We start from the raw sequence: 12,241 nt of genomic DNA on the forward strand, positions 1-12,241 counted from the left end.
CCATGCATAAGACCTTTGATTTTAAGAAATATGTAGAATATAAGGTTTATTCGGTGACGACAATCAAAAAAGGATATGGATTTCGCGTGTTGCTGACGTTTGCAGATGAAAGTACAAAGACACAGCAACATGCGGGATTCACAACCAAAAGAGAAGCTAATGCATTTCGTGATGAAGTAATCGGACAGCTACATACCGGAACCTATATTGTGTATGGAAAAATCCGGGTAGAGGAGTTTATGATCTTCTGGCTGGAAGATATTATGCGTCCCCGGATAACAGACGATACTTATACAACTTACAAAAGTTCCATTAAGAATTATATTGTTCCACAGCTTGGAAAAATGTATATGTCTACACTGAATCAGGGGTATATCAGAAAATTATATAATGCAGTTGCAGAGAAGTATGAATCGGTTGCGAAAAATGTCAGGACGATCATGAAAACATCATTGGAGTATGCATTTAACAAAAATGTATTGGCAACAAATCCTGCGAAGGGAATCAATTTACCGAAGAAAATAAAAAAGACAGAGTATCGTGTCCTGAAAATTGACGAGAAGAAAACATTGACACTTCCGCAGGTGCTTCGGTTGATTGAGGCAAGCAAGGAGACACCGATTCATATGCAGATTTTATTTGCGGTATTGATGGGACTCAGAAGAAGTGAAATAAATGGTCTGAAATACAGTGATGTCGATTACATTCACAGGACGTTGAGAGTAGAGCGTCAGTTGGGAAAGAAGCCAAACAGTAAAGCAGAAGATTGTGCACCTAAGATGCTGACAAAGCAGGAAATTAAAACAAAAACACCTGCTGGTGTGCGTGAACTTCCAATACCGGATTATGTATTTGAAGCCATTCTAGAAGAACGGAAAACTTATGAGAAGAACCGCAGACGCAGACCAAAAGAGTTCCGGGACTGGAATTATATTTGTTGTTCTACATATGGGAATCCAAGGAGTAAAGGCTTTCATCAGAAATACTATAAAGACTTGTTGAAATCCTTGGATTTGCCTGATATTCATTTTCACCAGTTGAGAAATACCTATGCAACTATTTTGCTGAAGAATAGCTTTAATTCAAAAGGTGTTTCGCATTTATTGGGACATGCCAAGGAAATCATATCAGTAGATGTCTATGGAGATACGCAGGAAATCATAGAAGACTGTCTGGATGTATTGGAACCATTTATTGAAGAAGTTATTCCAAAAGAGCGGAAAGATCAGTATTATGATTATTCAGAAGTGATTGAAATAGACTTAATCCTGGAGGAATATTTCAACGCAGCATGATAAAAAATAGAATAGTAGTAAGAGAGAAAAGTACAAATAAGAATCGAACATTTGTGCTTTTTCTTACCTTCATCTATATACTTTCAAAAAAATGTCTGATATAATAGGGACTGTTACAAGAACAAACAGTAAAAATATGACAGAATCGGAGCCTGGTATCATCAGGTATTTCCGAGTGTTGTTTTATCCGCAAAAATCAGTTTTGTGACTTTTATTCGTAACGAGGTGAAAAAGACATCTATTCACCATAAAATAAGCTTTTCGTTACGAATCTGGATACGAATTTTTGGCTGATAATGATCATAGTAAAAGTCACAAATGGAGGGATTTACCATGAATGAGTTCAAATTAAAAGCCCCATATAAGCCAACCGGAGACCAGCCACAGGCGATAGCAGAGCTTGTGAAAGGGTTCAAGGAAGGCAATCAATGCCAGACTTTACTAGGGGTTACGGGTTCTGGAAAGACTTTTACGATGGCAAATGTGATTCAGCAATTACAGAAGCCGACGCTTGTCATTGCTCATAATAAGACGTTAGCAGCTCAGTTGTACGGAGAGTTCAAGGAGATGTTCCCTGAGAACGCAGTGGAATATTTTGTATCCTACTATGATTATTACCAGCCGGAAGCCTACGTTCCGTCATCCGACACTTACATTGCGAAGGATTCTTCTGTAAATGAAGAGATTGATAAATTAAGACTGTCGGCAACAGCGGCGTTGATCGAACGGAGAGATGTAATCGTAATTGCCAGTGTATCCTGTATTTATGGTTTGGGCGAACCGGAGAACTTTGAGCAGATGATGGTATCATTAAGACCGGGAATGGAGAAAGACCGGGATGAAGTACTGCGTCAGCTGATAGATATTCAATATGACAGAAATGATATGGATTTCAAGCGTGGAACGTTTCGTGTGCGGGGAGATACAGTAGAGATTGTGCCGGCAGACCGTGGGGATACTGCGATCAGAGTTGAGTTTTTCGGGGATGAGATCGATCGGATTTCAGAGATTGATATGCTTACCGGTGAGATTAAAAATACATTGAATCACATTGCAATATTTCCGGCTTCTCATTATGTCGTTCCAAAGGAACGTATGGAGAAAGCAATTCATGATATTGAGCTTGAATTGGAAGGCCAGGTGAAATATTTCAAAGGCGAAGGAAAGCTTCTGGAAGCACAACGTATTGCGGAACGGACAAATTTTGATATTGAGATGATGAGGGAGACTGGCTTCTGTTCCGGAATTGAAAACTATTCCAGACATCTGGCAGGACTGCTTCCGGGACAGCCGCCGAATACGCTGCTGAATTATTTCCCGGACGATTTTGTAATGATGATTGATGAGTCGCATAAGACAGTTCCGCAGATTGGTGGAATGTATCATGGAGACCAGTCGAGAAAACGTACCCTGGTGGAATATGGTTTCCGCCTGCCATCGGCACTGGATAACCGTCCACTTAGTTTTGATGAATTTGAAAATAAGATTGACCAGGTACTTTTTGTTTCGGCTACGCCAGGCACTTACGAAGAAGAGCATGAACTTCTCCGGGCAGAGCAGGTAATCCGGCCGACCGGGCTTCTGGATCCTGAGATTGTAGTGCGTCCGGTAGAAGGACAGATTGATGATCTGATTGGTGAAGTGAATAAAGAGATCGCAAAAAAGAATAAAGTACTGATTACAACACTTACGAAACGAATGGCAGAGGATCTGACCGATTATATGCGGGAAGTAGGCATCCGTGTAAGATATTTACATTCGGATATTGATACGCTGGAGCGTACAGAGATTGTCCGTGATATGCGACTGGATGTCTTCGATGTGCTTGTCGGAATCAATCTTTTGCGTGAAGGTCTGGATATTCCGGAGATTACACTTGTGGCAATTCTTGACGCGGATAAAGAAGGATTCTTACGTTCAGAGACGTCACTGGTACAGACGATCGGCCGTGCTGCGCGTAATGTGGAAGGACATGTTATCATGTACGCGGATACGATCACGGAATCTATGCAGAAAGCGATGGATGAGACGTCAAGGAGACGTGAAATCCAGATGAAATATAATGAAGAACATGGAATCACACCAAAGACGATACAGAAGAGCGTCCGTGATCTGATCAGTATTTCAAAGAAAGTTGCTGCATCTGAGATGAAGATGGAAAAAGATCCGGAGTCTATGAGTGCAAAGGAACTGGAGAAGCTGATCGCAGATGTGACAAAGCAGATGAAGAAAGCGGCAGCAGAGCTGAATTTCGAAGCGGCAGCAGAGTTGCGTGATAAATTAATAGAATTAAAGAAGCTACAGAAGGAAGAATAAAGAAAAATGGCAGATAAAAAGCCAGATAGAATAAAAAATGCAGCAGCTGCAGAAACAATTAAAATAAAGGGGCATAAAAAACGGTGGATAGAAAAGAGAACAATCGATATATAAGAATACGGGGAGCCAATGAGCATAATTTGAAGAATGTAGATTTGGATATTCCAAGAGATAAACTGGTTGTCCTTACAGGACTTAGTGGTTCGGGAAAGTCTTCTTTGGCGTTCGATACCATTTATGCGGAAGGACAGAGACGATACATGGAATCGCTGTCTTCTTATGCAAGACAGTTTTTGGGACAGATGGAAAAACCGGACGTAGAGAGCATTGAGGGACTTTCACCGGCAATTTCTATTGACCAGAAATCTACGAACCGAAATCCGAGATCTACGGTTGGAACGGTAACGGAGATTTATGATTATTTCCGATTATTATATGCAAGAATCGGAATCCCGCATTGTCCAAAGTGTGGAAGAGAGATCAGAAGACAGACGGTCGATCAGATGGTAGACCAGATTATGGCACTTCCGGAACGGACGAAGATCCAGCTTCTTGCGCCTGTAGTCCGTGGCAGAAAAGGACGCCATGAGAAACTTTTAGACCGTGCAAAGAAGAGTGGATATGTCCGTGTGCGGATTGACGGGAATCTGTATGAACTCTCGGAAGAGATCAAATTAGATAAGAATATCAAACATAACATTGAAATTGTCGTAGACCGTCTCGTTGTAAAACCTGGAATCGAAAAACGACTGACAGATTCGGTGGAGAATGTGTTACACCTGGCAGAGGGCCTGATGATGGTAGATATTATTGACGGAGAAACGATGAATTTCAGTCAGAGCTTTTCATGTCCGGATTGCGGAATCAGTATTGATGAGATCGAACCAAGAAGCTTTTCTTTCAATAATCCGTTTGGTGCGTGCCCGGAATGTTTCGGACTGGGTTATAAGATGGAATTTGATGAAGATCTGATGATTCCGGATAAGAGACTGAGCATCGCCGAAGGTGCGATTACGGTACTGGGATGGCAGTCGTGTACCGATAAGAAGAGTTTTACCTATGCGATTCTCGATGCTTTAAGCAAGGAGTACAAATTTTCACTGGATACACCTTTTGAGGAATATCCGAAAAAAATCCACGATATACTGATTCATGGAACGGATGGAAAAGAAGTGAAAGTCTATTACAAAGGTCAGCGTGGAGAAGGTGTGTATGATGTCGCTTTCGAAGGGCTGCTCCGCAACGTGGAACGCAGATACCGAGAGACGGGTTCCCAGACAATGAAAGCAGAATATGAAGAATTCATGAGGATTACGCCGTGCAGTGCCTGCAAAGGGCAGAGGCTAAAACCGGAAGCACTGGCAGTAACTGTCGGAGGATGCAATATTGCCGAACTGACAGACCTCTCTATTGAAAAACTGCATCAGTTCCTGGAAACATTGGAATTAGACAAACAGCAGATGTTGATCGGGGGACAGATTTTAAAGGAAATTCGTGCAAGAATCCGGTTTCTTCTGGATGTTGGGCTGGATTATCTGACACTTGGAAGAGCAACCGGTTCGTTATCCGGAGGGGAAGCGCAGAGAATCCGGCTTGCAACACAGATCGGTTCCGGCTTGGTAGGTGTGGCATATATTCTGGATGAGCCGAGCATCGGACTTCATCAGAGAGATAATGATAAATTATTAAATACGCTGAAACATCTGCGTGATCTGGGCAATTCAGTTCTTGTAGTAGAGCATGATGAAGATACAATGCGGGAAGCAGATTATATTGTTGATATTGGACCGGGAGCGGGAGAACATGGTGGAAAAGTTGTAGCAGAGGGAACTGCTGAAGAAATCATGGCGAATCCGGATTCGATAACAGGAGCATATTTAAGCGGCAAGAAGAAGATACCGGTGCCGGAAGTGCGGGAGAAGCCATCAGGCTGGCTGAAAATTACCGGTGCAGAAGAGAACAATTTAAAAGGGATCGATGTGGAGATTCCGCTTGGCATTATGACTTGTGTAACCGGTGTCTCAGGTTCGGGAAAAAGTTCTCTTGTAAATGAAATTTTATATAAAAGACTTGCCAGGGATTTGAACCGTGCCAGAACAATTCCGGGAAAGCACAAGAATATTGAAGGACTGGAACAGCTTGACAAAGTAATTGCCATTGACCAGTCTCCAATTGGGCGTACACCGAGGTCAAATCCTGCCACGTATACCGGTGTCTTTGATCTGATCCGTGATCTTTTTGCGTCAACAGCGGATGCCAAAGCAAGAGGCTATAAAAAAGGAAGATTCAGTTTCAATGTGAAGGGCGGACGATGTGAAGCCTGCAGTGGAGACGGTATTTTAAAAATAGAGATGCATTTCCTGCCAGACGTATATGTGCCTTGTGAAGTTTGTCACGGAAAGAGGTATAACAGAGAAACTCTGGAGGTAAAATACAAGGGTAAGAGTATTTATGATGTGCTGAATATGACAGTGGAAGAAGCATTGCATTTTTTTGAAAATGTACCAAGTATCCGCAGAAAAATGGAAACTCTGTACGATGTAGGACTTTCTTATATCCGCTTGGGACAGCCTTCGACACAGCTCTCGGGAGGAGAAGCGCAGAGAATCAAACTTGCAACAGAACTGAGTAAGAGAAGTACAGGAAAGACCATCTATATTCTGGATGAACCGACAACCGGACTGCATTTTGCAGATGTGCACAAGCTTACGGAAATTTTGCGCAGACTTTCCGCAGATGGAAATACCGTTCTTGTGATCGAACATAATCTGGATGTTATTAAGACTGCGGATTATATCATTGATATGGGTCCGGAAGGCGGAGATAAGGGAGGAACTGTTATTGCGCAGGGAACACCGGAACAGGTGGCTGACAATCCGGTTTCCTATACAGGCAGATATATCCGACAGGTGTTAGATAAATAATAGTTCCATTCGACAGGATACACGTTTGCTTCACAAATAATTAAGGAAAAAGGGCTTTCTATTTTAGAGGAATTTGATTATAATGATACATGCATGAAAACCAGATGCAGAAATGAAAGGGGATTGAACATGTCGGTCGATATTGGGATTGATTTAGGCACTGCCAGTGTTCTGGTATATGTAAAAGGAAAGGGAGTTATCTTAAAAGAGCCATCTGTTGTGGCTTTTGACAGAGATTCAAATATAATAAGAGCGATCGGAGAAGAAGCAAGACTGATGCTCGGGAGAACACCGGGAAACGTTGTAGCGATCCGTCCGTTGCGCCATGGTGTGATTTCAGATTATACTGTGACGGAAAAGATGATCAAATATTTTGTACAGAAAGCAATGGGAAAGCGTTCATTTAAAAAGCCACGTATCAGTATCTGTGTACCAAGCGGTGTGACGGAAGTGGAGCGTAAGGCGGTAGAAGAAGCTACTTATGCGGCAGGTGCGAGAGATGTGAAACTGATCGAGGAACCGGTTGCGGCAGCGATTGGTGCCGGAATTGACATTTCCAAGCCATGTGGCACATTACTCGTAGATATCGGTGGAGGAACAACAGATGTAGCTGTGATCTCTCTGGGTGGAACAGTTGTGAGCGCCTCACTGAAACTTGCAGGAGATGATTTTGATGAAGCCATTGTCCGTTATATGAAGAAAAAACACAATCTTCTGATTGGTGAACGGACAGCAGAAGATATTAAGATTAAGATCGGAACGACCTATCAGATGATGGAAGACGAAGTGATGGAAGTGAAAGGACGTAATCTTGTAACCGGATTACCAAAAGTCGTAACAATTTCTTCGTCGGAGACGGAGCAGGCATTAAGGGAGACAACGGGACAGATCGTAGAATCAATTATGAACGTATTGGAGAGAACACCGCCGGAGCTGTCAGCAGATATTTTGGAGCGTGGCATTGTTCTGACCGGTGGAGGAGCAATGCTCCGCGGGCTGGAAGAGCTGATTGAAGAGCGTACCGGTATTAATACAATGACTGCTGATGAACCGATGCAGGTAGTTGCTATTGGAACCGGACAGTATGTTGAATTTATGAGTGGACAGAAAGAATATTAAAATACAAATACGAAGAAGCACATATGGAAGAGATAAAAGGTTATGTAGAACACATTGTATACCGGAATGAAGAAAATGGTTATACAGTTTTTAATTTAAATAATGAAGATGGTGAACTGACCTGTGTAGGAAAGTTTCATTATATAGAAGAAGGCGAACTTCTGGAGCTTGAAGGCGAATATACGGTACATAAGCTGTATGGAACACAGCTTCAGGTATCGGCTTCACGAGTATGTGCGCCAGAAGATCTGATTTCCATTGAGAGATATCTTGGCTCAGGCGCAATTAAAGGCGTGGGAGCGGCACTTGCGGGACGTATTGTCAAGAAGTTTAAGGAAGAGACATTCCGGATCATTGAAGAAGAGCCGGAACGTCTGGCAGAAGTCAAGGGAATCAGCGAGCGGAAGGCAAGAGAGATTGCTGTTCAGGTAGAAGAGAAAAAAGAAATGCGGGAGGCAATGATCTACCTGCAGAATTATGGAATATCTACGACTCTTGCAGCAAAGATTTACCAGCATTACGGGCAGAATGTTTACCGTGTGATAGAAAATAATCCATATCAGATTGCAGATCATGTGCCGGGTGTCGGTTTTAAAACTGCTGATGAGATCGCATCAAAAGTTGGAATCCATACAGATTCCGATTTCCGGATCCGCAGCGGTATTTTTTATACTTTGCAGGAAAGTGTCATGGAAGGACATATTTACCTGCATAAGAAGGAACTGCTGTATCGCGCGGGCGAACTGCTTGGCGTACGAATTACAGATCTGGAGCCATATCTGATGGATCTTTCTATGGAAAAGAAAATCGTTGTAAAAGAAGACAGAATCTATGCTTTGCATTATTATTATATGGAACTGAATACAGCAAAGATGCTGCATGATCTGAATACAAGGGATGAAATTGCAGATGTAGTCCTTCTCCACCGCATTCATGAAATTGAAAAAAATACAGGGATGCAGTTGGATGAAATGCAGAAAAAAGCGGTCATGGAGGCGGCGAGAAACGGGATTATGGTGCTGACCGGAGGCCCGGGTACAGGAAAGACAACAACCATCAATGCAATGATTCATTTTTTTGAAAGTGAGGGAATGGAGATTGCGCTGGCTGCGCCTACCGGACGTGCTGCAAAAAGAATGACAGAGACAACCGGATATGAGGCACAGACGATTCATCGGTTGCTGGAAGTGAATGGAAATCCGGAGGAGGAAGACACCCCATCCGGATTTGGAAGAAATGCGGAGAATCCGCTGGAAACAGATGCAATTATCATAGATGAGATGTCGATGGTGGATCTGCCACTGATGTATGCACTGCTTGGTGCGATTGTTCCGGGAACCCGTCTGATCCTTGTGGGTGACCGGAATCAGCTTCCAAGTGTAGGTCCGGGAAGTGTCTTAAAAGACATTATAGCTTCGAAATGTTTTCCGGTCGTTATGCTGACAAAGATTTTCAGACAGGCGGGAGAAAGCGATATTGTAGTGAATGCGCATAAGATCAATCAGGGAGAACCGATTGTACTGGATAATAAGAGTATGGATTTTTTCTTCCTGAAAAGACAGGATCCGAATGTGATCATTAGTATTGCAATTACACTTGTCCAACAGAAAATGCCCAAATATGTACACGCAAAACCATATGATATCCAGATCCTGACACCGATGCGCAAAGGTCTTCTTGGAGTGGAACGGCTGAATCGGATTTTACAGGAATATCTGAATCCGTCACAGAAGAATAAAAAGGAAAAAGAATATGGAGAACGGCTTTTCCGTGAAGGTGATAAAGTTATGCAGATTAAAAATAATTATCAACTGGAATGGGAAGTATCTACAAAATATGGAATGACCATAGACAAAGGGCAGGGCGTTTTTAATGGAGATACCGGAATTATCCGTGAGATTAATACGTACGAAGAAACTGTGACGGTAGAGTTTGATGAACAGCGGAAAGTCAAATATCCGTATCAGCTGTTAGATGAACTGGAACTTGCATATGCGATCACGATTCATAAAGCGCAGGGAAGTGAATATCCGGCGGTTGTCATTCCGCTTTTGCAGGGACCAAGACAACTTTATACGAGAAATCTTTTGTATACAGCAGTGACACGGGCAAAACAATGTGTGACACTTGTGGGGAGTGAAACCGTATTTCAGGAAATGATTCGTAATACACACGAACAGAACAGGAATACGAGCCTGGCAGAACGAATCCAGGAGTTTATTGATTAAGAATAAAGACAGCAATAGTAAAGCAGATAATAAAGAAAAAATATGGAAGTGGCTGTTAAAACTTTTATGGCCGGAGAGGTGTCCATTCTGCATGAGGGCATACAGAACGGGGATCTGCCCTGAATGCCAGAAGAAGCTTAAGCCACTTTTTGTGACTGAACCAAGATGTGTACAGTGCGGAAAGCCACTGCATGTATCTGAAAAAGAATACTGCTATGACTGTGCAGAGGGACAGCACTATTTTGATGCCGGAAGTGCAGTGTGGGTGCATAAAGAACCGGTGAGCAATTCTATATATCAATTTAAATATCATAATCAAAGAGCATTCGCTAAAGAATACGCAAAAGTACTGGTCGGACAATTTGAAAAAGAGATCCGAAGATGGAATCCGGATGTACTCATACCGGTTCCGTTACATAAAAAGAGAAAAAAGAAGAGAGGCTATAATCAGGCAGAACTTCTTGCTGCAGAGATCGGCAGACTTATGAACCTGCCTGTGGAAACAAATCTTGTAGTCCGCACAAAGAATACAAAGCCACAAAAAAACCAGGGACACAGAGGAAGAAAGCAGAACCTGAAACAGGCATTTGGACTAAAATACCGCTTCCGGAAAGGCTGTACGATTGTTGTTGTAGATGATATTTATACAACCGGAAATACGATCGATGCAGTATCATTTCTGCTGAAAAAAGCAGGCGCTGAAAAAGTCTATTTTTTAACTATAAGTATTGGACAAGGATACTGATATTTGTTATACTTAAAATGATGTTTAAAAGTAGAAAATAGAAGTTTGAGGTGGATTATGTTAGATAGAGGCAAAGTGAAGTTGATGACAAAACTTGCTTTATATGAACAGACACAGGGAAAAGAAGATTTTAAGATCAGTGAATACTATAGAAAAGATTATGTCGGCTTACATTCAATCTGCTCATTTTTGTGGGTTACGGTTGGATATATCTGTGTGTGGATGCTGATACTGTTGGCGGGATTTGACCTGATCGTAGGTCATATGTCATTGCTGTTAATGCTCATTATGATGCTTGTTGCAGTAGTAGGATATGTTGTGATACTGGCGATATATGCCGGTGTGACAAGCCATGTGTATAATCAGAAACATAAGGATGCAAGACAGAGAGTGAAGATGTATAATCATGATCTGATAAAACTGCTTAAACTGTATGAAAAGGAGAAACAATAATATGGATAATCTGTTTGTAATACGAGAAAAAATGCGGGAACTGTATGCAGCACATTCCAGAGTATTCGATAAGGGAATACAATTTGTGCTCGCCCTGGTGACGTTTTATCTGATCAATGGTAATGTCGGCTTTATGAAAGCGGCGGCATCACCGGTAGCAACGCTGGCTCTTGCTGTGATCTGTACATTCTTCCCGATGATCATCACGGTATTTCTTGCTACAGCGCTGATTCTGGTACATATGTTTGCAGCATCCGTTTCGGCACTGGCAGTTACAGCGTTGATTTTTCTTGTTATGTATATTTTTTATTTACGCCTGACACCGAAAATGGCAATTGTAGTATTGCTGACACCAATCGCATTTGCGTTCAATATTCCATACATTATTCCAATCGCATTAGGTCTAGTTGCAACACCGATCAGTCTGGTAGCTGTAATTTGTGGAACGATTGTATATTATATGATGGCATATGTGAAGAAAGCAGCTCCGGGAATGGAAAGTTCCGGGAAAGCAAAGATGATGACAGAGATTACTGCTTATGTAAAGCAGGTGTTTCAGAATAAGGAAATGTGGATTGCAATTGCAGCATTTATCATCTGTTTGTTCCTTGTATATACGATTCACCGTCAGGCGGCAGATCATGCATGGAAGATTGCAATTGCTGCCGGAGCAGTAGCGAATATTATCGTGATTGCAATCGGAGATGTGGCACTGGGAGTTCATACTTCTTATGTAGGTTTGATCTTTGGCAATATATTTGCGGTGATCATTGGACTGATTCTTGAATTGTTTTTCTTTTCTGTGGATTATGCAAAAAGTGAGAATTTGCAATATGAAGATGACGAATACTATTATTATGTAAAAGCAGTTCCGAAGCTTTCAGTGGCAACACCGGAGAAGACCGTAAAACGGATCAATGAAAGACATGGAACGGAGATCATGGATACAAATAAGATCCGCAAGAACAGACAGCCTAAGAATGACAGAGCTGAAAAAGTACATCCGAATCAGAGACAGAGCAATCAGGGACGGAAGAGACCGACAGCTAAAAAAGGTCCTTCTGCAAAGAAACATGATATTGATGAAGTAAATAAACTGCTTTTGACACAGAGTTTGAAAAAAGATCTTAATATGAAATAAAGAATGCGATAAAAAAAGAA

Annotated in this window: 8 protein-coding genes; all 8 read left to right on the forward strand. The window is 41.9% G+C overall.

Going from position 1 to position 12,241, the window contains the following annotated elements; genetic code table 11:
* Positions 1–2: 2 nt before the first annotated feature.
* The gene (locus DXC04_RS05380) at positions 3–1,295 is read left to right on the forward strand and encodes a tyrosine-type recombinase/integrase (RefSeq protein WP_005337952.1); all 1,293 of its coding nucleotides are present in this window, start codon (positions 3–5) and stop codon (positions 1,293–1,295) included.
* Between the two features lie 333 nt (positions 1,296–1,628).
* Positions 1,629–3,611 (forward strand): excinuclease ABC subunit UvrB, encoded by a 1,983-nt coding sequence (uvrB, locus tag DXC04_RS05390; RefSeq protein ID WP_118660310.1) that lies wholly within the window; start codon positions 1,629–1,631, stop codon positions 3,609–3,611.
* Between the two features lie 83 nt (positions 3,612–3,694).
* Complete coding sequence (uvrA, locus tag DXC04_RS05395; protein WP_118660312.1) at positions 3,695–6,535, forward strand: excinuclease ABC subunit UvrA; 2,841 nt, start codon at positions 3,695–3,697, stop codon at positions 6,533–6,535.
* A gap of 129 nt (positions 6,536–6,664) precedes the next feature.
* Positions 6,665–7,654 (forward strand): rod shape-determining protein, encoded by a 990-nt coding sequence (locus tag DXC04_RS05400; RefSeq protein ID WP_021861648.1) that lies wholly within the window; start codon positions 6,665–6,667, stop codon positions 7,652–7,654.
* A gap of 23 nt (positions 7,655–7,677) precedes the next feature.
* The gene (gene recD2 / locus DXC04_RS05405) at positions 7,678–9,882 is read left to right on the forward strand and encodes an SF1B family DNA helicase RecD2 (protein ID WP_118660314.1); all 2,205 of its coding nucleotides are present in this window, start codon (positions 7,678–7,680) and stop codon (positions 9,880–9,882) included.
* Positions 9,875–10,627: a ComF family protein gene (locus DXC04_RS05410; protein WP_226976496.1), complete on the forward strand. Its 753-nt coding sequence runs from the start codon at positions 9,875–9,877 to the stop codon at positions 10,625–10,627. Before recD2 ends, DXC04_RS05410 begins: the two co-directional genes overlap by 8 nt.
* 57 nt (positions 10,628–10,684) lie before the next feature.
* Positions 10,685–11,080: a hypothetical protein gene (locus DXC04_RS05415; protein WP_118660316.1), complete on the forward strand. Its 396-nt coding sequence runs from the start codon at positions 10,685–10,687 to the stop codon at positions 11,078–11,080.
* 1 nt (position 11,081) lies between these two features.
* Positions 11,082–12,221 carry a hypothetical protein gene (locus DXC04_RS05420; protein WP_118660318.1) on the forward strand — a complete coding sequence of 380 codons (1,140 nt, stop codon included), beginning with the start codon at positions 11,082–11,084 and terminating at the stop codon, positions 12,219–12,221.
* Positions 12,222–12,241: the final 20 nt, after the last annotated feature.

It is taken from the genome of Dorea sp. OM07-5, from assembly GCF_003481355.1.
In the GTDB taxonomy this organism is placed as follows: Bacteria; Bacillota; Clostridia; order Lachnospirales; family Lachnospiraceae; genus Dorea_D; species Dorea_D hominis.

Coding starts and splice junctions, on each gene's coding strand:
- recD2 (WP_118660314.1), top strand. CDS start 7,678: ATGGAAGAGATAAAAGGTTATGTAGAACACATTGTATACCGGAATGAA.
- DXC04_RS05415 (WP_118660316.1), top strand. CDS start 10,685: ATGTTAGATAGAGGCAAAGTGAAGTTGATGACAAAACTTGCTTTATAT.
- DXC04_RS05380 (WP_005337952.1), top strand. CDS start 3: ATGCATAAGACCTTTGATTTTAAGAAATATGTAGAATATAAGGTTTAT.
- uvrB (WP_118660310.1), top strand. CDS start 1,629: ATGAATGAGTTCAAATTAAAAGCCCCATATAAGCCAACCGGAGACCAG.
- DXC04_RS05420 (WP_118660318.1), top strand. CDS start 11,082: ATGGATAATCTGTTTGTAATACGAGAAAAAATGCGGGAACTGTATGCA.
- DXC04_RS05400 (WP_021861648.1), top strand. CDS start 6,665: ATGTCGGTCGATATTGGGATTGATTTAGGCACTGCCAGTGTTCTGGTA.